A 23,201-nucleotide genomic window follows, 5' to 3' on the forward strand; every position below is an offset into this window, starting at 1 on the left:
GGCGATGTGCTCGATGAAAGCGGCATCAGCAGAACCCATAGTCTTGGGCGATCTGGTCTCCAAGACGATTGTTGTCGGCGATGAAGGCGTCAAGGAACTCGTGCAGGCCGGTGTCGAAAATGTCCTTGATCGAGCCCACCCTGATCCTTGCCAGGGTTTTCTCGACCGTATCGTGGCAGGCGTGGCGCACGCCATAGTCCCCGGCAAGCAGGTTCAGGCTGGTCGATATGCTGCGATAGCAGAAAGTGAGCGAACGCGGCATGCGTGCATTGAGGATAAGGTAGTCGGCTATGTTCGTCGGCTTGTATTCGGTGTCGTAGACCCAGCGGTAAGAGCGGTGCGCCGACACCGAGCGCAGGATCGATTCCCATTGGTAGTTGTCGAGCGAGGAGCCGACCCAGGAGATCGATGGCAGGAGTACGTAGTATTTCACATCGAGAATGCGGGCCGTATTGTCGGCGCGCTCTACGAAGGTGCCGATCTGCGAGAAGTCGAAGATTTCGTTCCTGAGCATTGTGCCGTGAAACGTGCCGCGGATCAGCGACGTCTCACGCTTTATCGCATCGAGCACCTTCGGCAGGTCGGGGGCGTCGACCTGGCCCGCAAGCATGCGCTTCAACGACATCCAAGCCTCGTTGATCGACTCCCACGTGTCGCGGGTGAGAGCCGTGCGCACCATGCGCGCGTTGTTGCGGGCCGTCTCGATCGACGACATCACGCTCGAAGGGTTGCCGGCATCGCGCAACAGGAAGTCGGAGACCGTCGCTGCGGTAAATTCGTTGTACTTGGCCCTGAAAGCATCTTCAGCACCGGCGCTTACTACCACGGACGTCCACTCGTCGGAGGCGCTCTCGCTCCTCGTCAATGCCATTCTCAAACCGGCATCCACCAAGCGCGCCATATTCTCGGCACGCTCAATGTACCGATTCATCCAATAGAGGCCGTTCGCCGTGCGACCGAGGAGCATTAATGGGCCTTCTCAGTCATCAAGCACCCAGGTGTCTTTGGTCCCTCCGCCTTGGGAGGAATTGACCACTAACGATCCCTCCTTGAGCGCCACCCGCGTCAGCCCACCCGGCACGATTTGAATTCGGTCGGAGACAAGCACAAACGGTCGTAAGTCAACATGGCGCGGTGCAAGCCCGGCTTCGGTAAGAATGGGGCAGGTCGAAAGCGAAAGTGTGGGCTGCGCGATATAGTTGCTCGGACGCGCCTGAAGCTTCTTGGCGAATCCCTCCCGCTCCTTCTTCGACGCTGTCGGCCCGACCAGCATGCCGTAGCCGCCGGAACCGTGGACCTCCTTGACCACCAGCTCGTCGATATGCTCCAGCACGTATTTCAGGCTGTCAGGCTCGGAGCAACGCCAGGTCCGGATGTTCTCCAGCATGGCCTTGCGTCCCGTGTAGAACTCGATGATTTCGGGCATATACGAGTAGATCGCCTTGTCGTCGGCGATGCCCGTCCCCGGCGCATTGGCGATGGTGATGTTGCCGGCGCGGTAGATGTCCATGAGGCCCGGCACGCCGAGGGCCGAATCCGGCCGGAAGGTAAGCGGGTCGAGGAAAGCGTCGTCGACGCGGCGATAGAGCACATCGACCTTCTTGTAGCCCTCGGTCGTGCGCATCGCGACATGGCCTTCGACGACGCGCAGGTCGGTTCCCTCAACGAGCTCGACGCCCATCTGGTCGGCCAGGAATGCATGCTCGAAATAGGCGGAATTGTAGAGCCCAGGGGTCAGCACTGCGATGCGCGGTGGCTCCTTGAGATTGCTGGGGCCGACCGCGGCGAGCGACTGCCGCAAGAGCCGCGGATAGTTTTCAACCGGCCTCACTCGCACGCGCTGGAACAGCTCCGGGAAGAGCTGCATCATTGTCTCGCGGTTTTCCAGCATGTAGGAGACGCCGGACGGCGTGCGTGCATTGTCCTCCAGCACGAAGAACTCGTCCTCACTGGTCCTGACGATGTCGACGCCGATGATGTGCGTATAGACGCCGGCGGGCGGCCTCATGCCGATCATCTCAGGCAGGAAGGCGTCATTCCGGGCTATCAACTCCTTCGGGATACGGCCGGCGCGCAGGATCTCCTGGCGGTGGTAGATGTCGTCGAGGAATGCGTTGAGGGCCTGCACTCGCTGCTCGATGCCGAGCGTCAGTCGCCGCCATTCCGAACCGGAGATGATCCGCGGCACGATGTCGAACGGGATCAGCCGCTCGGCCGACTCCGCATCGCCAGAGACGGCAAAGGTGATGCCGGTCTTGCGGAACACGCGCTCGGCATCACGCGTTTTTTCGGTGAGCCGCGCAGGGTCCTGCGCTTTCAGCCAGTCATCGTACCCCGAATAAGGCCTGCGCAATCCGGAATTGTCCGGACGCATCTCGTCGAACGCTACCAAGCGGTAACTCCCCTACGTTGTCATTTCACTGACACGTTGCAGGAATTGCAAGCTCAATCGCATCAAGGTCGAGCCCCGAGCGCCCATTACCTTCGCACTGCACACTAGCCGGGCAGTTTGCCCGGCAATTTGGCAGCAACCGCTTTCGATTTCAGCGATGGCGCCAAGGGAGGACGAGCGGCAAAAGAACCGTCGGCGAAACTGAAATCGCAGCAGTATCAGGACTGCAAGAACGCTAAGCACATAGCGCAGTCCTCCGAAGTAGATCGAATTGCGGCATTAGCGGGTAGCCACATGCAAGCTATGCTGTGCTTGCGTGATGCCGGACCTTGAGAGCCAGGCCTTCTGCAGGCCGGCCGACATCCTCCCGACTGAAAGAGAGGAGGAAGACCAGCGTGAAGCCGCGTTTCGACTATATTTTGGACCCATGCGAGCAATTTGTCGTGTGGGACAATCAGGCTGGCGTTCCCGCTATGTTCGAGGGTCGAATTCTGACCGCTGCAACCCTCCAGGAAGCACAGGAACTGACGGCTTTTCTCAACGCAAGGGACTGCGGAAAAGAGAGTGGGGATGCGCCGATCCCCTTCCCGCCGGCGAACTGGCGCAGAGATTCCTGAGCTGGGGTTCAGCGGGGCGCAAGGTCACCCCTCGCCCAGCCCTCCTTGATCTCCGCGGCGCGATCGACGAACCGTCCGCCGCTGATCGCGTCGCGAATGTCCTGCATCAGCCGCTCGTAATAGGCGACGTTGTTCCAGGTGAGCAGCATGGCGCCGAGCGCCTCGCCGGATTTGACGAGATGGTGCAGGTAGGCTCTGGAATAGTCCCGCGCGGCCGGGCAGTCGCTCTCTTCGTCGAGCGGACGCGGGTCCTCGGCATGGCGAGCATTGCGCAGGTTGACCTTGCCGCGTCTTGTGTAGGCAAGTCCGTGGCGGCCCGCGCGGGTCGGCATGACGCAGTCGAACATGTCGATACCCCGCGCCACCGATTTCACTATGTCATCGGGCGTGCCGACGCCCATCAGATAGCGGGGCTTGTCCGTCGGCAGCAGTGGACAGGTCAGCTCGAGCATGTCGAGCATGACCTCCTGCGGCTCGCCGACAGCGAGCCCGCCGACCGCATAGCCTTTGAGGCCCATTGCGGCGAGCGCTTCGGCCGAGCGTTCGCGCAGCCGGCCGACATCGCCGCCTTGCACGATCCCGAACATCGCCTTGCCGGGTTGCTCTCCAAAAGCGGCCTTGCAGCGCTCGGCCCAGCGCAGCGAAAGCTCCATCGCCCGCTCGATCTCGGCCTCCGACGCAGGCAGCGCGACACATTCGTCGAGCTGCATCTGAATGTCGGAATCGAGCAGGCCCTGGATCTCGATCGAGCGCTCCGGCGTCAGTTCGTAGCGTGCCCCGTCGATATGCGACTGGAAAGTCACTCCCTTCTCGTCCAGCTTCCTGAGTTGGGCCAGCGACATCACCTGGAAGCCGCCAGAGTCGGTGAGAACCGGTTCCGGCCAGCGCGCGAACTCGTGCAGGCCGCCGAGGCGCGCCACGCGCTCCGCACCGGGCCTGAGCATCAGGTGATATGTGTTGCCGAGGATGATGTCGGCGCCTGCAGCCCGCACCTGGTCCATGTACATTGCCTTCACCGTGCCGCCGGTGCCGACCGGCATGAAAGCGGGTGTGCGCACGGAACCGCGTGGCATGACGATTTCTCCGCGCCGCGCCAAGCCATCGGTGGCGAGCAGACGGAAGGAGAACTCCCGCTCCATCAGCATGATACTCTGAAGGAAGATCGCATTGGGGAAGAGCTTGCCATCATCGTCCTTCCTTCAAGGGAAACAGCAGGCTGGCATCGCCATAAGAGTAGAAGCGATAGCCTTCCTCGATCGCATGGGCGTAGGCTGCGCGCATCGTCTCAAGTCCCGAGAACGCGGACACCAGCATGAACAGGGTCGAACGCGGCAGATGGAAATTTGTCATCAGCGCGTCGACCACCCTGAACCGATATCCCGGCGTGATGAAGATGTCGGTCGAACCCGACCAGGCAGACAGCTTCCCGTCCTCCGAGGCCGCCGTTTCGAGCAACCGCAGCGAGGTCGTGCCGACAACGACGATGCGGTTCCCGCGCGCCTGCGCCGCATTCACGACATCGGCCACTTCGGCCGGCACTGTACCGCTTTCGGCATGCATCTTATGCTCGACCGTGTCGTCGGCCTTGACCGGCAGGAATGTCCCCGCCCCGACATGCAGCGTTACGAAGACGCGCTTCACGCCGCGTCGGTCGAGCGCGTCGAACAGCGCCGGCGTGAAGTGCAGCCCGGCGGTCGGCGCCGCGACGGCGCCCTCCTCGCGCGCATAGATGGTCTGGTAGTCGCTGCGGTCGCGCTCGTCCTCCGGGCGCTTCGAAGCGATATAGGGCGGCAGCGGCACGTGACCGACGGCCTGCAGCGCCTCATCGAGAAAAGCGCCGGAAAGATCGAAGGCGAGCGTTACTTCGCCCGCCTCGCCCTTCTCCGCGACCGTTGCTTCAAGCTTGCCCAGAAAGCACACGTTGCTGTCATGGCCGAAGCTGATGCGATCGCCGACGATGAGCCGCTTAGCCGGCCTGACGAACGCCTTCCAGCGGTCCGCAGAAATGCGCATGTGCAGTGTCGCATCGATTTCAGCGACATTCTCCCCGCGCTGCCGAATGCCGGCGAGTTGGGCAGGGATGACCTTCGTATCGTTGAAGACGAGCACATCGCCCGGAGCGAATAGATCCGGGAGATCGCGCACATGCCGGTCGTCGAAGCGCTGCCCTGGCTGCACGACCAGCAGCCGTGCCGCATCCCGGGGCTCGGCGGGACGCAGAGCGATGCTGTCCTCCGGAAGCTCGAAATCGAACAAATCCACTTTCATGCCGCGGCAGATAGCCTGATCCCGGTCAATCTGCCACCCCTGGATCACCGGATCACCGTCCATGCATCTGATAGACTGATTGCGACTCGCAATCAGTCATGATACCGTTTTCTAATCGCACAACCAGTCAAGGCGCCACCATGCCTAAGGTAAGGGTCCGCGGCTTTTCCATCTCGCTTGACGGCTTCGGGGCAGGCCCAGAGCAGAGCCTCGAGCACCCGCTCGGCAAAAAGGGAGAGGAACTGCACAAGTGGTTAATGGGGACAAGAACCTTCCACGCAATGACCGGGCAAGCAGGTGGATCGTCCGACACGGACGACCAGTATGCCGCCGCCATGTTGAAGGGTGCAGGCGCCTTCATTCTCGGGCGCAATATGTTCGGGCCGATACGCGGCCCATGGCCTGATGAGTCGTGGAAGGGATGGTGGGGCAACAATCCTCCCTATCACGCGCCGGTCTTCGTGCTGACGCATTATCCGCGCTCGCCAATAGAGATGGAAGGCGGCACCACCTTTCACTTCGTCACCGAAGGAGTTGAGGCTGCACTCGAGCGTGCAGCGGCGGCAGCCGGCGGGCTCGACGTCAATATCATGGGAGGCGTTTCGACGATGCGTCAGTACCTGGTCGCCGGTGCAATCGACGAGATGCACCTGGCTGTCTCGCCAATCATGCTCGGCCGCGGTGAAGCGCTGTTTGCCGGACTGGACCTTCCGGCCATGGGCTGGTCTGTCACGGAACGCGCGGCAGCCGACCACGCCATGCATGTCGTGCTGACGAAGCATTGAGCCGCAGCGCAAAACCGCAATTTGAAGTGGCGCCGCGCCGGTGCCTCCCTCCCCCTTGTGGGGAGGGAGTCGTCAATGTAGCGCCTTCCACATGCACTACGCAACGCAGCGCCAAGTTTGCCGAGCTAGAAACTGCGCCCTTCGGGCCACCTTCTCACTGTCAACGGGGAGAAGGAAAGAACTTCAGGCCGCGGCGTCCGCCGCGACCTTCATAGACACGATCTTGTCAGGGTCCTTCACCGGCTCGCCGCGCTTGATCTTGTCGACATTCTCCATGCCTTCGATCACCTGCCCCCAGACCGTGTACTGCCGGTTGAGGAAGCTTGCATCCTCGAAGCAGATGAAGAACTGCGAATTCGCCGAGTTCGGGTTCTGCGCGCGTGCCATCGAGCAGGTTCCGCGGCCGTGGTTCATGTTGGAAAACTCGGCCTTGAGGTCCGGCTTGTCCGAGCCGCCCATGCCTGCGCGCGACGGGGCGAATGACGGCGAATCCGACTTGCCGTAGCGCACGTCACCGGTCTGCGCCATGAAGCCGTCGATGACGCGGTGGAACACGACGCCATCATAGGCACCCTCTCGCGTCAGCTCCTTGATACGAGCGACATGGCCGGGCGCGAGATCGGGGAAGAGCTCGATCACCACCTTGCCCGTGGTCGTGTCCATGAGAATGGTGTTTTCAGGGTCCTTGATTTCGGCCATTTCGCCTTCCTGTCCTGGCTGTTCGAGCCGGGGATAGGGACCCGGCCCGCATATCATTTCCTTGAACGCCGCTTTTCCCGAAAAAGCAATGATGCTCCGGGACTGTCGCTTACTTGCCGTCAGCCGCGATGCGCACCTTCATCATGCGGTCGGGCTCCGCAACCATTCCGTTCTGCGCCTCGTCGCCCTTGGCGATCTTATCGACATGCTCCATGCCGCTCTCGACCTTGCCGACGATCGTATATTGGCCGTCAAGCGAAGGGGCCGGCGCGAACATGATGAAGAACTGCGAATTGGCCGAGTTGGGATCTTGGGAACGAGCCATGCCGACCACGCCGCGCTCGAAATGCTCCTTGGAGAATTCCGCAGGAAGATCAGGCAGTTTCGAGCCGCCTGTGCCGACCGCGTCGGCATTGTATCCGGACTTCATATTGCCGTACTGCACGTCGCCGGTCTGCGCCATGAAACCGCCGATGACGCGGTGGAAGGCGACATTGTCATAAGCGCCCTCGCGCACCAGCTTCTTGATCTGCGCGACATGCTTTGGCGCGAGGTCGGGTCTGAGCGCGATCGTCACATCCCCGTCCTTGAGCGTGATGATCATGGTATTCTCAGGATCGGCCGCGCGCGCGGCGAGCGAGGAGCCGAAAAGAATAGCAAGGAAGGCGATCGCCGAAGCGAACTTCGAAAACGACATCTATTTCTCCTGAGAGCTACCTGGGAAATTTCTTGTTGAGCGCCCCCGCGACGGCCGAGGGAACGAACGGGCGCACATCGCCGCCCATCGAGGCAATCTGCCTGACAAGTGTGGCGGTAATCGTACGCACCGAAGGGCTCGCCGGCAGGAATACCGTCTGCAGGTCCGGCGCCATCGTCTCATTCATGCCGGCCATCTGCATCTCGTAATCGAGGTCGGTGCCGTCGCGCAGCCCGCGAATCAGGATCGAGGCAGCGTTGGCGCGCGCCGCCTCGACGAGAAGGCCGTCGAAGGCCACAACTTCGAGGCGGCCATTGTCTGCCTTCAACTCGCTCTGTGCTACCTGCCTGATCAATGCGACGCGCTCATCAAAGGAGAACAGCGGCGCCTTGCCGGGGTGAATACCGATCGCGATCACGACCTTGTCGACGATCGCCAGCGCGCCCTTCAGGACATCGAGATGCCCGTTGGTCGGAGGGTCGAACGAACCGGCGTAGATGGCGACGCGCTTTGTCATGACAGGCCGGTTCTAAAGCATGGCCTGTGAAAGTGCGAAGCGGTTTTTCGAGAAAACCGGCGCAAATCCGAAAGATGTTGAGAGGGGTCGCGCATAGTCTCAGCGGACGTGATGAACAGGAATAGTCCACCGCAAATTTTCGGCGGTCGATCGCCAACCTGAAAATTCTCTGAACGACCGCATCAGCAGGCGTTCAGTTCCAGCGGAGTAAATCCCCTGTGATCGCCGCCTCCAGACGGATTTGAAACCAAACAACGACGCGTCCGTTGTAAAGCACAGGAGAACAGAGCCATGTTGATCTTGATGCTCGCAGCCGCAATGACAATCGCCATGCTGATCGCCACTTTCCTCGGCCTGCAAGAGGAGGCAGCTCAAAAAAGGTTCGAGGAACAACGGATTGACCGTTTCGGCTTTCGGCATTGACCTTGCTGAACGAGCGTGAATAGCGGAGTTCACGCAGCGTCGATCTTCTTGACCATGTCGACGAGAATCCAACCGGGGCGCCGGCTGTTCGGCCGGCGTCCCGTCTCGCTGTATCCGAACGACCTGTAGAGCGCGATGTTGCGCTCCATCCGCGCGTTGGTGAACAGGCGAATTTGGTCGAAGCCGTCCTCCCTCGCCTCTTTCTCAGCCCATGTGAGAAGCTTGATCCCGTAGCCCTTGCCCTGGAACTCAGGCGCGACTGCAACACTGAAGATCAGCATCTGGTCCGGCTCCTCCTCCAGGACGATAAGTCCTGCCAGCCGATTGTCCTCTTCGAGGAGCCATACGCCGCCGCACTCGATATGAGGACCGTAATCCTCAGTCACCGGCAGAGGCGGCGCGCCAAACAGCTCGGTATAGGGCGCGTAGGCAGACTCGGTCAGCGCCACGATCGCATCGAGGTCGCCGGCAGTGGCGAGTCTGATGCGGACACTTTCGCCGCCCTTGTCAGGCGCTCCCTTCGCCACCGGACTCTCCGCCCGAAGCCCCGTTCCCCCCGTTTGCGCCATTCGTGCCCTCCTGGGGCTCGGGAATGCGCTCGACGGAAACCACCGTCTCGCCATCGGCGGTATTGAATATCGTCACACCTTTGGTGGCGCGGCTCGCAATGCGAATGCCGGCGACCGGCACACGTATGACCTGGCCGCCGTTCGACACCATCATGATCTGATCTTCATGGGCCACCGGGAAGGCGGCGACCAGCCGACCGATCTCCGCCGTCTTGGAGACATCGGTGGCACGGATGCCCTTGCCGCCGCGTCCGGTCAGGCGGAAGTCGTACGAGGAAGAACGCTTGCCGTAGCCACGCTCCGTGACGGTGAGCACGAACTGCTCATGCGCCTTGAGGAACTCGTAGCGCTCGTCGGATAGCACGGCCTCCTCGCCGACCTCCTCATTGGTGAGCGCGATGTCTTCCTCGTCGGCGCCGGCAGCCTTCCGCTCAGCGCCGGCTCGCTTCAGATAGGCCGAACGCTCCGAGGCATCCGCATCGACATGCTCCAGGATAGTCATCGAGATCGCCCGGTCGTTCTCGCCCAGCGCGATACCCCGCACGCCGATCGAGTTGCGCCCGGCGAAGACGCGCACGTCGCTCACCGGGAAGCGGATGCACTGTCCGCTGCCGGCAGTAAGCAGCACGTCATCATTGTCCGCGCAGGTTTCTACCCCGAGGATCTCATCGCCCGCCTCCTCGAGCTTCATGGCTATCTTGCCGTTGCGGTTCACCTGGACGAAGTCGGACAGCTTGTTGCGACGCACCGTGCCGCGCGTGGTGGCGAACATCACGTCGAGCTCGCCCCAGCTCGCCTCGTCTTCCGGCAACGGCATGATCGTGGTGATGCGCTCGCCCTCTTCCAGCGGCAGCAAGTTGCGCAGGAACTTGCCGCGCGACTGCGGATTGCCGATCGGCATGCGCCAGACCTTCTCCTTGTAGACGATGCCGCGCGAAGAGAAGAACAGGATCGGGGTATGGGTATTGGCGACGAACAGCCGCGTGACGAAATCCTCGTCCTTGGTCGACATGCCGGAACGGCCTTTGCCGCCCCTTGCCTGCGCCCGGTAGAGCGACAGCGGCACGCGCTTGATGTAGCCCTCATGCGTGACCGTTACGACCATATCCTCGCGCTGGATGAGGTCCTCGTCCTCCATGTCGGCGCCGGATTCTCCGATCTCGGTGCGACGTGGATTGCCGAACTCGTCGCGCACCTTGGCAAGCTCGTCCTTGACGATGCCCTGAATGCGCGCGCGCGACGAAAGGATGTCGAGGAAGTCCTTGATTTCCACGCCGATCTTGTTGAGCTCGTCGGCAATTTCGTCTCGGCCGAGGGCAGTAAGCCGCGACAGCTGCAGCGCCAGGATGGCGCGGGCCTGCTCTTCGGAAAGGTAATAGGTGCCGTCCTCGTTGATCCGGTGGCGCGGGTCGTCGATCAGCAGGATCAGCGCCTCGACATCGGCGGCCGGCCAGCGCCGCTCCATCAACTGCTCGCGCGCGGAGGTCGGGTCTGGCGCATTGCGGATCAGCCTGATCACCTCATCGATATTTGCGACGGCGATCGCAAGGCCGACAAGCGTGTGTGCGCGCTCGCGCGCCTTGCGCAGGAGGAACTTCGTGCGCCGGCTCACCACTTCCTCGCGGAAGGAGATGAAGGCCCTGAGCACGTCGAGCAGCGTCATGAGCTCGGGCCTGCCGCCGTTGAGCGCCACGAAATTGGCGCCGAACGAGGTCTGCAGGGGCGTGAAGCGATAGAGCTGGTTGAGGATCACATCGGCATTCGCGTCCCTTTTGAGCTCGATGACGACGCGATAGCCCTGCCGGTCGCTCTCGTCGCGAATGTCGGAGATGCCTTCGATGCGCTTCTCGCGTACCAGCTCGGCCATCTTCTCGATCATCGCGGCCTTGTTGACCTGGTACGGCACTTCGGTGACGATGATCGCCTCGCGGTCACCGCGCATCTCCTCGATATGCACCTTGCCGCGCATGACGATCGAGCCGCGGCCGGTCGAATAGGCGTTGTAGATGCCGGAGCGACCGAGAATGATGCCGCCGGTCGGAAAGTCCGGTCCGGGAATGTGCTCGATGAGATCGGACAGTTCCATCGCCGGGTTGTCGATCAGCGCGATGGTGCCGTTGACAACCTCAGTGAGATTGTGCGGCGGCATGTTGGTAGCCATGCCGACGGCGATGCCGCCCGAGCCGTTGACGAGAAGGTTGGGAAAGCGAGCCGGAAGGACCTTCGGCTCCTTCTCGGAAGCGTCGTAGTTGTCCTGGAAATCGACTGTTTCCTTGTCGATATCCTCCAGCAGCTCATGCGCGACCTTGGCCAGGCGCGATTCCGTGTAGCGCATGGCCGCCGGCGGATCGTTGTCGATCGAGCCGAAATTGCCCTGGCCGTCGATCAGCGGGGCGCGCATCGACCAGTCCTGTGCCATGCGCACCATGGCGTCGTAGATCGCCGCATCGCCATGCGGGTGATACTTACCCATGACGTCGCCGACGATGCGCGACGACTTCACATGCTTGCGGTTCCAGTGAAAGCCGCCCTCCTGCATGGCGTAGAGGATGCGGCGATGCACCGGCTTCAGGCCGTCGCGAACATCGGGCAACGCGCGCGATACGATCACGCTCATCGCGTAATCGAGATAGGAGCGCTGCATCTCCTCGATGATGGAAATCGGCTCAATGCCGGATGGGCCGTCAGGGCCGGACGGTGGCTTCAGGTCGCTCAAATCAGGTCACAATCACTATCAGAATCACTTGCTCCTTATATAGGAACTGGCTCGGTTTCTCCAACCCGAACAGTCGTTTTCCAGAGCTGAATTCCGTCGAAATTTCAAAGAGATATCGGTACGGACGCAATGTCGCGCTAGAGATATTGGCGTGAGCTGCGGCACCAGTGTGTGCCCGGAGCGCCTGATGACAGCCTTGCCACAGTTGATTGAATGCCGAACGCCGCGCCCTACGTTGCCCCCTCCGTCCTGCCGGACATCTCCCCCACAAGCGGGGAGATCGGACGGCCGCATTGTTTTCGCCAATCGCCAACGTTTGGAGATTGGCGAAGCAGTTGATGACAGCCAATCTCCCCCCTTGTGAGGAGATGTCCGACGGCACAGACGGCGGCGCGAAGAGCGCAGCGAAGCAGGACAAATCACCTTAGTACAAATTTAGCCCCAAGCTCCCGAAGCACAGGCGCCAAGGCAAGCGGCAGGTCCTCCGCAATCAACCCTGGCCCAAAGGTTCTCGCCGCCTCCGCATGCATCCAAACCCCGGCGCACGCCGCCTCGAAGGCCGGCATGCCTTGCGCGAGCAAGCCTGCGCAAACACCCGACAGCACGTCTCCTGAGCCGGCAGTAGCCAGCAGCGGCGTGCCGTTGCTGTTGATCGCCACGCGCCCGTCCGGTGCCGCGATCACCGTGTCAGGCCCCTTGTAGATGATGACCGAGTTCGCCATGGCCGCGGCTTGTGTTGCACGGTCGAGCTTGGAGAGCCTTCCGTTTTGGGCCAGCTCTGGAAACAGCCGCCCGAACTCGCCTTCATGCGGTGTCAGGACCAGCGCCGGTGCACTGCTTGTGTTAGCTTTCTCAATGAATTCCGAGCGCTTCTTCGAGAAGATCGTCAGCGCGTCGGCATCGAAAACGATGGCGCAGACGTAACCCGAGGCTGCAGAAATAAGCTCGAGCGCAAATGCGCTGGCCTTGTCGTTCGTGCCGAAGCCCGGCCCCAAAACGAGCGCCCCCGGCTTGCGCGCCTGCAAGAACTCGCCGGCCTCCTCGATCGAATCCGATTTGCGGAGAATGATCGAAGTCAGATGCGCCGCGTTGACGGCGAGCGCGCTGGCGGGCGAAAGCAACGTGACCGCCCCGGATCCGGTGCGCGCCGCTGCCATGGCCGAAAGCCGCGCCGCCCCGGTCGCGGACAAGCCGCCGCAGAAAACCGCGACATGGCCGCGCGCGTACTTATGGGTTTCAGTACCTGGCGCGGGAAAATGGGCGATCCAGTTGGCCGGATCGTTCTCGACCGTCTTCGGCTCGATCGCTGCAAGCACATCGTCGCGAATGCCGATATCGGCGATGACCGTCACGCCGCAGAGCGCCCGACCTGGATAGAGCAGATGACCTGGCTTCTTGCAAAAGAATGTCACCGTGAGCTCTGCCCTGGGCGCAATTCCAAGCACTTCGCCGGTTAGACCCGATACGCCGCTCGGCAGGTCGATGGCAACGACGCGGGCGCCCGCCCTCTCCACCTTGCCGATCGCTTCCGCGTAGATGCCTTCGACAGGCCTCGCGAGCCCCGCACCAAACAGCGCGTCGACAATGACCCAGCCCGTCTGCGGCGCAAACTCCGGGAGCGGTTCCGGCGCGACATTGCATTCTTCCGCTGCGATTGCGGCATCCGTCCCCGACCGCGGCTCATCGGCGCGCCAGAGCGTGACGGCGATGCCTGCCCGTCTCAGACGCTCGGCAACGACATAGCCGTCGCCGCCATTGTTGCCGGGTCCGGCAAGCACGGCCACGCCGGGCGCTTCGGGAAAGCGCTCGAGCACCAGCGAAGCCACCGCATCGCCGGCGCGGCGCATCAGGCCGATGCCGTCGATCAAGCCGGACGCGATGGTCAGCCTGTCGGCATCGCCCATTTCCGTCGGGGTGAGGATTTCAAAGGGCAAAGCGCGATGTGTTCCCGACTTGAGCAAGGGCTTACCGTGATAACGCGCCCAGTCTACAACTCAAGAGCCAACGAAAAGGGTCGCCGATCCGCCTACGAAATAGGCACTATGGCCAAATTGTTTGCAGCCCAATAACCAGGCAAAGATGATCGTTGATTAAAATTATGGCGTCTGCACCTGGATTTGGTTTGCATTCTCGCGAACCTGTTCGGGCAACGCTGTCAACCAGACAGCTTCACAAAGCGGGTCGGATTGGCATAGTTCGTGCATCAGTTGCGCCGAAGCGGGCCCGAAAGACCCGTCCCAAAGCGGCATTGGAGGCCGGTTGTCACATGAAGAAGATCGAGGCGATCATCAAACCGTTCAAGCTCGACGAGGTTAAGGAAGCGCTCCAGGAAGTGGGGCTTCAAGGCATCACGGTCACCGAGGCCAAAGGTTTCGGCCGCCAGAAGGGCCATACAGAGCTCTATCGTGGCGCCGAATACGTCGTCGACTTCCTGCCCAAGGTGAAGATAGAGGTCGTGCTCGCCGACGAATCCGTCGAGGGGGCAATCGAGGCGATCCGCAAAGCCGCCCAGACCGGGCGCATCGGGGACGGCAAGATATTTGTCTCCAACATCGAGGAAGTCGTACGCATCCGCACCGGCGAAACCGGGGTGGACGCCATCTGACTGCCTCTCTATTCCACGGATTGTTCCTCAGGCTCAGTCTTCATTTCAAAAACATCATTCAAACAGGGAATCCCACATGAGCACAGCCAAAGACATCATGAAGCAGATCAAGGACAACGACATAAAATTCGTCGATCTGCGCTTCACCGACCCCAAGGGCAAGCTCCAGCACGTCACGATGGACGTCGTCGAGGTCGACGAGGACATGTTTGCCGATGGCGTCATGTTCGACGGCTCCTCGATTGCCGGCTGGAAGGCCATCAATGAATCCGACATGGTGCTGATGCCGGATACCGAGACGGCCCATGTCGACCCGTTCTTCGCGCAATCGACGCTGGTCGCCTTCTGCGACATCCTCGATCCGGTCTCGGGGGAAGCCTACAACCGCGACCCGCGCGGCACGGCCAAGAAGGCCGAGGCCTACATGAAGTCCGAGGGCATCGGCGACACCATCTATGTCGGTCCCGAGGCCGAGTTCTTCGTGTTCGACGACGTGAAGTACAAGGCCGACCCGTACAACACCGGCTTCAAGGTCGATGCCGCTGAGCTGCCCTCGAATGACGACACGGACTACGAGACCGGCAATCTCGGCCACCGTCCGCGCATGAAGGGCGGCTATTTCCCCGTACCGCCGATCGATTCCGCCCAGGACATGCGTTCCGAAATGCTGACGGTGTTGACGCAGATGGGCGTGCGCACCGAGAAGCACCACCACGAGGTGGCTGCCGCCCAGCACGAGCTCGGCCTCAAGTTCGACACGCTGGTCCGCAACGCCGACAAGATGCAGATCTACAAATATGTCGTGCATCAGGTTGCCAACGCCTATGGCAAGACGGCGACCTTCATGCCGAAGCCGGTCTATGGCGACAACGGTTCGGGCATGCACGTTCACCAGTCGATCTGGAAGGGCGGCAAGCCGGTCTTTGCCGGCAATGAATATTCCGGGCTTTCCGAGACCTGCCTCTATTATATCGGCGGCATCATCAAGCACGCCAAGGCGATCAACGCCTTCACCAACCCGCTGACCAATTCCTACAAGCGATTGGTCCCGGGCTTCGAGGCGCCGGTGCTGCTCGCCTACTCGGCACGCAACCGCTCGGCCTCCTGCCGCATTCCGTTCGGTGCCTCGCCGAAGTCGAAGCGCGTCGAGGTGCGCTTCCCCGACCCCGGCGCGAACCCCTATCTCGGCTTCGCGGCAATGCTCATGGCGGGTCTCGACGGCGTCAAGAACAAGATCCATCCCGGCCAGCCGATGGACAAGGACCTCTACGACCTGCCGCCGAAAGAGCTGAAGAGGATCCCGACCGTGTGCGGCTCGCTACGCGAGGCATTGCAGAGCCTCGACAAGGACCGCGGCTTCCTGAAGGCGGGCGGCGTCTTCGACGACGACCAGATCGACTCTTACATCGAGCTCAAGATGCTGGAGGTCCAGCGCTTCGAGATGACGCCGCATCCGGTCGAATACGACATGTATTATTCGGTCTAGTCTCGAGAAAGCGCCTTCGCAACTGGCTATCCTGTTGTAGTAACTGACGATGTTCCTTCTTCGTCCAATACCAGGTTAGCCAGTTGCTTGGCGGGCGCACCACCGACGACCGCCTGCACTTTGGCCAACCCCTCGCCTTTGGCGTCGTACTCAGCCGCCAGCGCGAACGGTCCGGCGTCGAGCCCGATCTCGTCCCTGCAGGCGATCTGCTTGGCGAGATCGAAGCTCTCGTGGAAAAGCCGAGCACTCACAGTCATCTTGAAATGAGATTGCGTGCAATCTGTATTATCGCGGAATCGCGAGCATCTCCTCGCTTTGACTGTCCCGCTGCTTGCAACCAGAATTTCTCCATGACGGCGCGAATTTCCTCATCGGAGTGGACCACGCCAGCGGCGCCGAAATCCCTGCGGATTTTAGAAAGCACGTCGCTGCGACCGAAATCGAGCGTCCCCATGGCGAGATCCCTCGAATAGGCTTCGGCGCTCTCGCCTACGAGCCCCAGCTCTTTAGCCGCCCATATGCCAAGGAGCATGTTGCGACGCACCATCCGCAGTGTGTCGTCGTTGAGGCTCATCAGAAATCCAACCTGCCTGCGAACCTTACCGAGGTTCGAAATCGACGCCAGAAAGAGTTTTCGCTGCCAACGCACGCTCCGACGGCTAGCCCTTCGCGGCGTGTGTGAAAGCCTTACAACCGCTCGAGCGTGAGCATGCCGGGATCGCCGCGCCAAGCCTTGGCGAGTTCCTGCGATTCCTTTTGCTCGGCAGCCGCATCCCCCTTCGCCTTCGCTACCTCCTTGAGCCCGTAGAGAACCCAGGCGCTTTTCCGCTCACGTTCCGATGCCGCATTGAACTCCTTCTCGGCCTCGTCCGGATGCCCTGTCTTCAAGAGAGCGGCGCCAAGAGACTGCCTTACTGGATAGTACCAGTAAGGCGGCTCCGTGTAAGGGATCGTGTCTTGAGTATCGGCAGCCTTTCTCAGGGCATCCACGGCCGCGTTCTGATCACCCTCGGCCTGTGCGGCGCGCGCAAGAACGATGTCGCCGGCGACCGCCAGCACCGGCCGCGCGGGGACACGCCAGGCATCCAGTTCCGACCAGTCCGTGTCCGTTGCGATGCGCTGAATGGCGTCTGCTTCCGCGCGCGCGGCGGCTGCATCTTTCTTGGCCGCGAATGCAGTTCCTCTCGCATAATGCCACATCGCCTTCACATAAGGTGGCGCGCCCGCAGGATCGGGCATGGCGAGGATCTTGTCCGGATCCGCATACTGGGCCCACGCGTAGTATGGTGCTGCCTTTACCGGCTGGGCGATCGGTATTGCGGTTGCCACATCGTTGCTCAGCCATTTGTCGAGCTTGTCTGCCTGCTCGAGGACTGTCTTGCGGTCTCCCAGAAGCTGAGCCGAAACCAGCACGAAGTGGATGTTGTGGGAATAGTAGCCGATCGGATAGACGCCGACCGCGCCCGTCTGGGTGAGGTAGTTCTCGTCGACTTTCGAGGCTGCCTTGTTGGTCTCCATCGAGTCCGCATAGCGGCCGAGGCGAAAGTAGATATGGCTCGGCATGTGGACGATGTGCCCGGCTCCAGGCATGAGCGCGGCGAGCCGGTCGGCATAGGGCTCCGCTCGCTCCGGACGATCTGACGCTTCGACGAGATGAATGTAGAGGTGCATAGCCCAGGGGTGATTGGGGCTCTTCGCCAGAACACCTTCCAGACGCTTCTGGATATCGGCAGCCCGCCCCTTCGGCTCCATACCGCCCGGTTGCCAATAGTCCCAGGGCTGCGTGTCCATCTCCGCTTCGGCCGCAAGCACTGCCAGTTCCAGATCATCGGGATATTTGTCCGACAGGGCTGCCATTGCGTCGGCAAAGGCGGCGTCGAGCTTCAGCCGTTCCGCATTCGGGTCATCGGAATATCGCGCAGCCACCGCCTCGATCAGCCCCCTCTCCTTTCCGCTCGCCCCGCCCGCAAGTGCCTGCGCCTTACGCAGCGCCGCAATCGCGGGCGCGTTAGCATCGGGCGACATTGGCACGTTGATATTGGGACCGAGCACCAGGGCCTCGCCGAGGAAGCAGAGGGCGCAGTTCGGATCGAGCCGTTGCGCCTTGCGGAACGCCCGCTGTGCTTCAGCGTGGTTGAAGTTTGCAGCAAGCCGCAGGCCCTGATCGAAATATGCCTGCGCTTCCGTGTTGTTCGTGCTGATCGGATAGGTCAGCGACCCCAGGTCGTTCCAAAGCGGCGGTTCAGCCTCCTCATAAGCCTTGGCGGCTTCAGCAGGTTGCAGCCGAGGCGCAACAGCGGCAAACATGCAATGTGCGATCCCAAGAGCATCTGACGACTGCGCCTTCACAGCCTTGGGAGGCTGGACGGAACCGTGAGTGACAAACGCGATGGCTACGCCAGTCCCAAGACCGGCGAAGGCGAGCGCGACTACTCCCGCACGCGGCAGGACGTGGCGCAATCTCATTTGAACCTCCCCTGGCCTTTTCATCCTCGGAAAAGCCTGAATCGCCGGAGAACGCGGGCAATCGTCGCGAGCATCAAGGGTCGCTCGCCAAATGCCATCTTATATCACGAATCGCTAATTTAACAAAGCGCGCAATAATTCACCCACGCACTGCTGAACCGACAACGTCGATGCCGCCGAGGAGGTATGGCGGAGATTGCCTGCCGCGCAAAAAAGAACCCCGGCAATCGCTGCCGGGGTTCTCTAGTCTTCGGTAGAAAGTCTGACTTACGCCGCCTTGGCCGCTGCGCTGGCCGGTACTTCCGCGATCGTCTTCAGTATCTGCGAGGCGATCTGGTAGGGGTCGCCCTGGCTGTTCGGCCGGCGATCCTCGAGATAGCCTCGGTAGCCGTTGCGTACGAAACTGTGCGGCACGCGGATTGAGGCGCCGCGATCGGCCACGCCGTAGCTGAACTTGTTCCACGGCGCGGTCTCGTGCTTGCCGGTCAGACGCTTGTCGTTGTCCGGGCCGTAAACCGCGATGTGGTCGTGCAGGTTCTTCTCGAAAACGGCCATCAGCGCTTCGAAATAGTCCTTCCCGCCCACCTCGCGCATGTAGGCGGTCGAGAAGTTGCAGTGCATGCCCGAGCCGTTCCAATCGGTGTCGCCGAGCGGCTTGCAATGGAACTCGATGTCGATCCCGTACTTCTCCGTGAGCCTGAGCAGGAGATAGCGGGCAATCCACATCTGGTCGGCCGCCGTCTTGGAGCCCTTGCCGAAGATCTGGAATTCCCACTGGCCCTTGGCCACCTCGGCGTTGATGCCCTCATGATTGATTCCAGCCGCGAGACAGAGGTCGAGATGTTCCTCGACGAGCTGGCGGGCGATATCGCCGACATTCTTGTAGCCGACGCCGGTGTAGTACGGGCCCTGCGGTGCCGGAAAGCCGGTTTCCGGAAAGCCGAGCGGACGGCCGTCCTTGTAGAAGAAATATTCCTGCTCGAAGCCGAACCAAGCCTCCGGGTCGTCCAGGATGGTCGCGCGGCTGTTCGATGGATGCGGCGTCACGCCATCCGGCATCATCACCTCGCACATCACCAGCACGCCATTCGTACGCGCTGCATCGGGATAGACCGCAACCGGCTTCAGCACGCAGTCCGAGCTACGGCCCTCCGCCTGCATGGTCGAGCTCCCGTCGAAGCCCCAGAGCGGCAGCTCTTCGAGCTTTGGAAATTCCGCGAATTCCTTGATCTGCGTTTTCCCGCGAAGATTCGGCGCCGGGGTGTACCCGTCCAGCCAAATATACTCGAGCCGATATTTCGTCATTCCGACCTCTCGTTACCAATGCGCTCGGAGGGAGCGCGACTTCCCGGCCGCCAGGGCCGATCCCGGTCCTTAACCAAGCAACAACCGTGCCACTTCGATGCGCAGCAGCAAAAATTGCCCGAAATCAAGGCTTGCGCGTGCGCTGCAACATGCCGCCGGAACCGGCAAACCATCTGACTGCCTAAATGCTAGTCACGATGCTATTTTTTTGGACAGATAGCTTGCGGTCATGGTATTCATTCCTATCTCAAGTAGCCGATACGGTACTGAAGAAAGCAACGACCATGAGCACGACCGTTCGACATGAGTCGGCCAAGATTTATACCTTCCCCAAGCGGGCGAAGACGAAGGTCGAAAAGTACAGCAGCCATTCCGACCAGGCGAATTCTCCGGTGAGCCTCGGCTCACGGCGCGCGGCCAACATCGCATCCGAAGGCGGCTGGTATCACGAAGCTGCGATCGAGGAAGCCAAGCGGGACCGCAATCAGTAGATATTTCGGCCGAAAGCCAGATTTCCGCTCGACGATCACAATGGCGGCTCTCCCCTCGGAGCCGCAATTTTCTTGCTCAGAAATGGCTGCCGATCGCAGCGAGCCTGTCCCAGAGCAGCGCCGCAGTGACGACAAGCCCGACCATGGCACCCGCCAGCACGAGGAGGACGCCCGACAGGAACGAGCGCCATCGCGTTGGCCGCTCCGTGATCCGCTCCAAAGCCTTGGTCGGCTGTTCCTCCAGCGCTGTCTCCACATCCCCTTCCATCATGCGCTGGCGTTCGACGATCCGCTCTGCAATGTAGCGGGTCACTTGGTCGGCTACCGGCCCGATGTCGAGCGATTCCGCGAGCACGACCCGACCGAGCCGCGTGTCCCGCAGGAAGCGATAGGTGCGCCGGTCGCGACCCATGCTGACATGGCTGACAGCGTCGATCCAAAGGCGCGGCTGCATTCCCGACGAGATGGCGAAGTCGAAGCCGATCTCGGCCGGCACCTCGGCGAAGATCGGGGCAAGCTCGGCCGCAAGTAGCTCGAGCCTGGTCTTCTGCGCCTCCCGCAAATCCACCACGACGTCCTCGCGGTCGGCCGCAGCGTTCTTGGCCTCGCGGATCGCCTCGACCAGCCGCACCGCGCCGTTCGTGCTTTTCTGTTCTGCTGGATCGGACATGGCCCGCTCCTGGGTCCTGCAATGGTTAAGCGACCGTTACCACAGCAGTTCCGGTAATGCACGCAACCGGAAGCATTAGCAGATCGTGATGCACCGAAACTGTCGGATCCAGAGCATGATGTCGAGAAGCTGCCGGCGAACGCAGTTTCTCGGGCTTGCAACGCCCGTGCCGTGTGGCCTAATCGGGTTGCGAGGCAATCGAGAAGTTCATCATGGCCGCCAGGAGGCGTTATAACCGAGCGCGACATTCCTTTCGCAGCCGCACGATCATGTTCGGGCTTCTCGCGCTGATCATCTGGGCGGCGTTCTCGCTGGCATTGCCGCTCGCAGAAACGCATGCCGAGCCGACGCTCTTCGGCCTGCCATTCCGGGCGGGGCTCGCTCTGCCCGTTGGGCTGCCCGCCTTCGTGCTGGCGATGTTCTGGTTAGCCTTTCGCCAGAACCTTGAAGACGAACGGTCCCGCGACGATGGTTGATCTGGCCAGGCGATCCCCTGCTACGCTCGCGGAGCCGGTAAGGCCGACGCGCAGCGGTGCCGCTGCGGGCGTGGTTGCCTTCATCTTCGCCCTTGCACTGTTGGCACTCGCCGTCGAGACGCTCTCTCAGGTCGGCGTGAGCCAATCGATCCTTGTGTGGCTCATCGTCGCCTTCGCACTCGTTGTGCCGGCGTTGGCGGCGCTTTCGACCAGGACGATCACTCGGACAGAATTCGCCGTGGCCGGCAGGCGGATCGCCACCGCCGAGAACACGGCCGCGACGGTTGCAGCGCTGTTCGGCGGGGTCTTTGCTGTTGGGCTTGCTGCCGCGTTTTTCCGCGGCGAAGCGGAAATGTCGACTTTGGCCCTTGGGCTTTGCGGCGGCTGCCTTGTAAGCGGCGTGCTCTTCGCGCCCTATTTCCGCCGAAGCGCTGCACAGTCGCTCGGCGATTTCCTCGCTCAGCGCTTCGGCGGCAAGGCGGTTCCGGCGCTTAGCGGCATCATTGCCGTCGCGGCGCTCTTTCCTATGCTGCTCGCCGAGCTTTCCGTAGCCGGCATGGTCGGCAACTGGACGCTGGGCATCGGCACATCCGCTGCTGTGGTCATCGCCGCGGTCCTTATGCTGGCGCCGCCTCTGCTCGGCGGCATGCATGGTCTGACGGTGGCCGGTGTACTGCAGTTCGTGCTGATGCTGGCCGCGCTGACCTTCACCTCGATATGGATATCCGTAGCGACGACAGGCCATATGCTGCCGCTCGCCGGCTATGTCGCCGCTTCTGCAAGCCTGGATGAAATCAACGCCTCAGGCTACGGCCTGCTCTCGCGAGCGCCTCCATGGGGCCTTGCCGGGATGGGCCTCTGCGTGACCCTCGGCATTGCCGTCTTCCCGTCTCTGTTGCAGAGGTCGGCGGCGGCGCGCTCGACAAGCTCTGCGCGCTCGTCCATCGCCTGGGCGCTGCTTTTCGTGGCCCTGTTCTCGGTCGCCAGCGCTTCGATGGCGGCGGTGGCGAAATGGATCGTGGTCGAGAGTCCCGCACGTGCCGGATCGATCGCGGAACTCGTCTCGCAGCCATGGGTGGTCGACTGGATTGCCCATGGCGAGACGCTGGTCACACTTTGCCGAGAGCCGGCCAGCCAGGCCGGCATTGCCTGCACGGGTCCCTTGCAGCCCGGTGATCTCGCTGTCGAGCCCGAAATTGCCCTGCTGGCCGCTCCGCAGATCGCCGGCGCACCTCCACTCATCGCGATGCTTGTCAGTGTGGGCTGCCTTGTAGCGGCGATCGCCGGCGGTTCGCTGCTGATCTTCGCTATCGGCCGCGCACTGGGCCATGATGTCATCTCTCGACTGGTCATGCCGGGCGCGTCAGTCTCCAGACGGCTGCTTGTCGAGCGCCTCGCGCTTGTCCTTGCGACGGTCCTTGCCGTCTACGCGGCAGATCATCCGCCAGCAGATTATTTCAGGTTGATGTTGATCTCGCTGTCGATCTCGGCCTCCGGGCTTTTTCCCGCACTGCTGGTCGGCATCTGGTGGCCTCGCGCAAACTGGTTCGGTGCGCTTGCCGGCATGCTTACCGGCTTCGCTACAGCTGGCTATCTCGCCATTGCCAACCTGTACAGCCCAGGCCTGTTTGCTCCACTGGAGCGGGCTGGGCTCGCGGATCTGGCAAGCATCGGCATTGATCGGGCCGCTCTCCTTGCCGTGCCGGTGGCATTGCTGGCCGCCCTCCTGGCGGGCCTCGCGACGCCTCGCCCGAAACCAGCTCAACGCGCCTTTGCCGAGGCGCTCCTCGCGCCTCACGACATGCCGGATGACGAAGGCTAGCACATGATCCCAAATGGAAGGTCAGCGCAGCAAGACGTTGCAGGCCTTCTGGATAAGATCACGTTGCCTAGTCGACCGTGAACTATTGCGATTTCACGTTGATACGAGGCGAAGCTGAGTGCTGAAGGCAGCCAGCATCAGGCACAGCAAAAGACTGAGCCAGCGGATGAGGCGGCGGAAGTTGTAGCCGGCGGCGG

23 protein-coding genes are annotated in these 23,201 nt (G+C 61.8%); 8 read left to right on the forward strand and 15 right to left on the reverse strand.

The window, feature by feature from the left end; translation table 11 throughout:
* Positions 1 to 25 precede the first annotated feature (25 nt).
* Both SAZ10_RS15200 and SAZ10_RS15205 read right to left on the reverse strand, forming a co-directional pair.
* Positions 26 to 967 carry an alpha-E domain-containing protein gene (locus SAZ10_RS15200; RefSeq protein ID WP_318610084.1) on the reverse strand — a complete coding sequence of 314 codons (942 nt, stop codon included), beginning with the start codon at positions 965 to 967 and terminating at the stop codon, positions 26 to 28.
* A gap of 12 nt (positions 968 to 979) precedes the next feature.
* Entirely contained in the window at positions 980 to 2,392 is a 1,413-nt protein-coding gene (locus SAZ10_RS15205; protein WP_318610085.1) for a circularly permuted type 2 ATP-grasp protein, read from the reverse strand.
* Between the two features lie 395 nt (positions 2,393 to 2,787).
* On the opposite strand from SAZ10_RS15205, the gene SAZ10_RS15210 reads away from it, so the two are divergent.
* The gene (locus SAZ10_RS15210; protein WP_318610086.1) at positions 2,788 to 3,009 is read left to right on the forward strand and encodes a hypothetical protein; all 222 of its coding nucleotides are present in this window, start codon (positions 2,788 to 2,790) and stop codon (positions 3,007 to 3,009) included.
* 8 nt (positions 3,010 to 3,017) lie between these two features.
* On the opposite strand, the gene tgt is transcribed toward SAZ10_RS15210, so the two are convergent.
* Positions 3,018 to 4,148, reverse strand: a complete 1,131-nt coding sequence (gene tgt, locus SAZ10_RS15215; protein ID WP_318610138.1) for a tRNA guanosine(34) transglycosylase Tgt — start codon at positions 4,146 to 4,148, stop codon at positions 3,018 to 3,020.
* A 46-nt stretch (positions 4,149 to 4,194) separates the two neighbouring features.
* The gene (gene queA / locus SAZ10_RS15220) at positions 4,195 to 5,277 is read right to left on the reverse strand and encodes a tRNA preQ1(34) S-adenosylmethionine ribosyltransferase-isomerase QueA (protein ID WP_318610087.1); all 1,083 of its coding nucleotides are present in this window, start codon (positions 5,275 to 5,277) and stop codon (positions 4,195 to 4,197) included.
* Positions 5,278 to 5,417: 140 nt separating this feature from the next.
* On the opposite strand from queA, the gene SAZ10_RS15225 reads away from it, so the two are divergent.
* Positions 5,418 to 6,062, forward strand: a complete 645-nt coding sequence (locus SAZ10_RS15225; protein ID WP_318610088.1) for a dihydrofolate reductase family protein — start codon at positions 5,418 to 5,420, stop codon at positions 6,060 to 6,062.
* A 183-nt stretch (positions 6,063 to 6,245) separates the two neighbouring features.
* On the opposite strand, the gene SAZ10_RS15230 is transcribed toward SAZ10_RS15225, so the two are convergent.
* From SAZ10_RS15230 to coaD, 3 genes are all read right to left on the reverse strand, one after another.
* A complete protein-coding gene (locus SAZ10_RS15230; RefSeq protein ID WP_318610089.1) occupies positions 6,246 to 6,761 on the reverse strand; it encodes a peptidylprolyl isomerase in 516 nt (171 codons plus the stop codon).
* A gap of 109 nt (positions 6,762 to 6,870) precedes the next feature.
* Positions 6,871 to 7,458, reverse strand: coding sequence for a peptidylprolyl isomerase (locus SAZ10_RS15235; protein ID WP_318610090.1), 588 nt, complete (start codon positions 7,456 to 7,458; stop codon positions 6,871 to 6,873).
* Positions 7,459 to 7,474: 16 nt separating this feature from the next.
* Positions 7,475 to 7,975, reverse strand: coding sequence for a pantetheine-phosphate adenylyltransferase (gene coaD, locus SAZ10_RS15240; RefSeq protein WP_318610091.1), 501 nt, complete (start codon positions 7,973 to 7,975; stop codon positions 7,475 to 7,477).
* Between the two features lie 291 nt (positions 7,976 to 8,266).
* On the opposite strand from coaD, the gene SAZ10_RS15245 reads away from it, so the two are divergent.
* Positions 8,267 to 8,398: a hypothetical protein gene (locus SAZ10_RS15245; protein WP_318610092.1), complete on the forward strand. Its 132-nt coding sequence runs from the start codon at positions 8,267 to 8,269 to the stop codon at positions 8,396 to 8,398.
* Positions 8,399 to 8,427: 29 nt separating this feature from the next.
* On the opposite strand, the gene SAZ10_RS15250 is transcribed toward SAZ10_RS15245, so the two are convergent.
* From SAZ10_RS15250 to SAZ10_RS15260, 3 genes are all read right to left on the reverse strand, one after another.
* Positions 8,428 to 8,925, reverse strand: coding sequence for a GNAT family N-acetyltransferase (locus tag SAZ10_RS15250; protein WP_318610093.1), 498 nt, complete (start codon positions 8,923 to 8,925; stop codon positions 8,428 to 8,430).
* Positions 8,906 to 11,683 (reverse strand): DNA gyrase subunit A, encoded by a 2,778-nt coding sequence (gyrA, locus tag SAZ10_RS15255; protein ID WP_318610094.1) that lies wholly within the window; start codon positions 11,681 to 11,683, stop codon positions 8,906 to 8,908. The genes SAZ10_RS15250 and gyrA overlap by 20 nt, the downstream gene beginning before the upstream one ends.
* 419 nt (positions 11,684 to 12,102) lie before the next feature.
* The gene (locus SAZ10_RS15260; RefSeq protein ID WP_318610095.1) at positions 12,103 to 13,617 is read right to left on the reverse strand and encodes an NAD(P)H-hydrate dehydratase; all 1,515 of its coding nucleotides are present in this window, start codon (positions 13,615 to 13,617) and stop codon (positions 12,103 to 12,105) included.
* Positions 13,618 to 13,949: 332 nt separating this feature from the next.
* On the opposite strand from SAZ10_RS15260, the gene SAZ10_RS15265 reads away from it, so the two are divergent.
* Both SAZ10_RS15265 and glnA read left to right on the forward strand, forming a co-directional pair.
* Positions 13,950 to 14,288, forward strand: a complete 339-nt coding sequence (locus tag SAZ10_RS15265; protein ID WP_318610096.1) for a P-II family nitrogen regulator — start codon at positions 13,950 to 13,952, stop codon at positions 14,286 to 14,288.
* Positions 14,289 to 14,364: 76 nt separating this feature from the next.
* Positions 14,365 to 15,774 carry a type I glutamate--ammonia ligase gene (gene glnA, locus SAZ10_RS15270; protein WP_318610097.1) on the forward strand — a complete coding sequence of 470 codons (1,410 nt, stop codon included), beginning with the start codon at positions 14,365 to 14,367 and terminating at the stop codon, positions 15,772 to 15,774.
* A 26-nt stretch (positions 15,775 to 15,800) separates the two neighbouring features.
* On the opposite strand, the gene SAZ10_RS15275 is transcribed toward glnA, so the two are convergent.
* From SAZ10_RS15275 to SAZ10_RS15290, 4 genes are all read right to left on the reverse strand, one after another.
* A complete protein-coding gene (locus SAZ10_RS15275; protein ID WP_318610098.1) occupies positions 15,801 to 16,025 on the reverse strand; it encodes a hypothetical protein in 225 nt (74 codons plus the stop codon).
* A 2-nt stretch (positions 16,026 to 16,027) separates the two neighbouring features.
* Positions 16,028 to 16,348: an ATPase inhibitor subunit zeta gene (locus tag SAZ10_RS15280; RefSeq protein ID WP_318610099.1), complete on the reverse strand. Its 321-nt coding sequence runs from the start codon at positions 16,346 to 16,348 to the stop codon at positions 16,028 to 16,030.
* Between the two features lie 113 nt (positions 16,349 to 16,461).
* Complete coding sequence (locus SAZ10_RS15285; protein WP_318610100.1) at positions 16,462 to 18,240, reverse strand: hypothetical protein; 1,779 nt, start codon at positions 18,238 to 18,240, stop codon at positions 16,462 to 16,464.
* Positions 18,241 to 18,507: 267 nt separating this feature from the next.
* A complete protein-coding gene (locus SAZ10_RS15290; RefSeq protein ID WP_318610101.1) occupies positions 18,508 to 19,545 on the reverse strand; it encodes a glutamine synthetase beta-grasp domain-containing protein in 1,038 nt (345 codons plus the stop codon).
* Between the two features lie 284 nt (positions 19,546 to 19,829).
* Here SAZ10_RS15290 and SAZ10_RS15295 point away from each other — a divergent pair, with 284 nt between their 5' ends.
* Entirely contained in the window at positions 19,830 to 20,036 is a 207-nt protein-coding gene (locus SAZ10_RS15295) for a DUF2735 domain-containing protein (protein WP_318610102.1), read from the forward strand.
* A gap of 76 nt (positions 20,037 to 20,112) precedes the next feature.
* Here SAZ10_RS15295 and SAZ10_RS15300 read toward each other — a convergent pair whose 3' ends face one another.
* Positions 20,113 to 20,706, reverse strand: coding sequence for a hypothetical protein (locus SAZ10_RS15300; RefSeq protein ID WP_318610103.1), 594 nt, complete (start codon positions 20,704 to 20,706; stop codon positions 20,113 to 20,115).
* Positions 20,707 to 20,975: 269 nt separating this feature from the next.
* On the opposite strand from SAZ10_RS15300, the gene SAZ10_RS15305 reads away from it, so the two are divergent.
* Complete coding sequence (locus tag SAZ10_RS15305) at positions 20,976 to 21,182, forward strand: hypothetical protein (RefSeq protein ID WP_318610104.1); 207 nt, start codon at positions 20,976 to 20,978, stop codon at positions 21,180 to 21,182.
* Entirely contained in the window at positions 21,175 to 23,004 is a 1,830-nt protein-coding gene (locus SAZ10_RS15310) for a sodium:solute symporter family transporter (RefSeq protein WP_318610105.1), read from the forward strand. Before SAZ10_RS15305 ends, SAZ10_RS15310 begins: the two co-directional genes overlap by 8 nt.
* Positions 23,005 to 23,201 lie beyond the last annotated feature (197 nt).

The sequence above is a fragment of the Mesorhizobium sp. BAC0120 genome, assembly GCF_033542235.1.
Taxonomy (GTDB): domain Bacteria; phylum Pseudomonadota; class Alphaproteobacteria; order Rhizobiales; family Rhizobiaceae; genus JAWRCU01.

What these genes read in the sequence shown, in the direction of transcription:
- SAZ10_RS15265 (WP_318610096.1), top strand. Translation starts at nt 13,950, where the DNA reads ATGAAGAAGATCGAGGCGATCATCAAACCGTTCAAGCTCGACGAGGTT.
- SAZ10_RS15280 (WP_318610099.1), bottom strand. Translation starts at nt 16,348, where the DNA reads ATGAGCCTCAACGACGACACACTGCGGATGGTGCGTCGCAACATGCTC.
- SAZ10_RS15235 (WP_318610090.1), bottom strand. Translation starts at nt 7,458, where the DNA reads ATGTCGTTTTCGAAGTTCGCTTCGGCGATCGCCTTCCTTGCTATTCTT.
- glnA (WP_318610097.1), top strand. Translation starts at nt 14,365, where the DNA reads ATGAGCACAGCCAAAGACATCATGAAGCAGATCAAGGACAACGACATA.
- tgt (WP_318610138.1), bottom strand. Translation starts at nt 4,148, where the DNA reads ATGGAGCGGGAGTTCTCCTTCCGTCTGCTCGCCACCGATGGCTTGGCG.
- SAZ10_RS15305 (WP_318610104.1), top strand. Translation starts at nt 20,976, where the DNA reads ATGTTCGGGCTTCTCGCGCTGATCATCTGGGCGGCGTTCTCGCTGGCA.
- SAZ10_RS15225 (WP_318610088.1), top strand. Translation starts at nt 5,418, where the DNA reads ATGCCTAAGGTAAGGGTCCGCGGCTTTTCCATCTCGCTTGACGGCTTC.
- queA (WP_318610087.1), bottom strand. Translation starts at nt 5,277, where the DNA reads ATGAAAGTGGATTTGTTCGATTTCGAGCTTCCGGAGGACAGCATCGCT.
- SAZ10_RS15230 (WP_318610089.1), bottom strand. Translation starts at nt 6,761, where the DNA reads ATGGCCGAAATCAAGGACCCTGAAAACACCATTCTCATGGACACGACC.
- SAZ10_RS15295 (WP_318610102.1), top strand. Translation starts at nt 19,830, where the DNA reads ATGAGCACGACCGTTCGACATGAGTCGGCCAAGATTTATACCTTCCCC.
- SAZ10_RS15285 (WP_318610100.1), bottom strand. Translation starts at nt 18,240, where the DNA reads ATGAGATTGCGCCACGTCCTGCCGCGTGCGGGAGTAGTCGCGCTCGCC.
- SAZ10_RS15245 (WP_318610092.1), top strand. Translation starts at nt 8,267, where the DNA reads ATGTTGATCTTGATGCTCGCAGCCGCAATGACAATCGCCATGCTGATC.
- SAZ10_RS15290 (WP_318610101.1), bottom strand. Translation starts at nt 19,545, where the DNA reads ATGACGAAATATCGGCTCGAGTATATTTGGCTGGACGGGTACACCCCG.
- SAZ10_RS15300 (WP_318610103.1), bottom strand. Translation starts at nt 20,706, where the DNA reads ATGTCCGATCCAGCAGAACAGAAAAGCACGAACGGCGCGGTGCGGCTG.
- SAZ10_RS15200 (WP_318610084.1), bottom strand. Translation starts at nt 967, where the DNA reads ATGCTCCTCGGTCGCACGGCGAACGGCCTCTATTGGATGAATCGGTAC.
- SAZ10_RS15310 (WP_318610105.1), top strand. Translation starts at nt 21,175, where the DNA reads ATGGTTGATCTGGCCAGGCGATCCCCTGCTACGCTCGCGGAGCCGGTA.
- coaD (WP_318610091.1), bottom strand. Translation starts at nt 7,975, where the DNA reads ATGACAAAGCGCGTCGCCATCTACGCCGGTTCGTTCGACCCTCCGACC.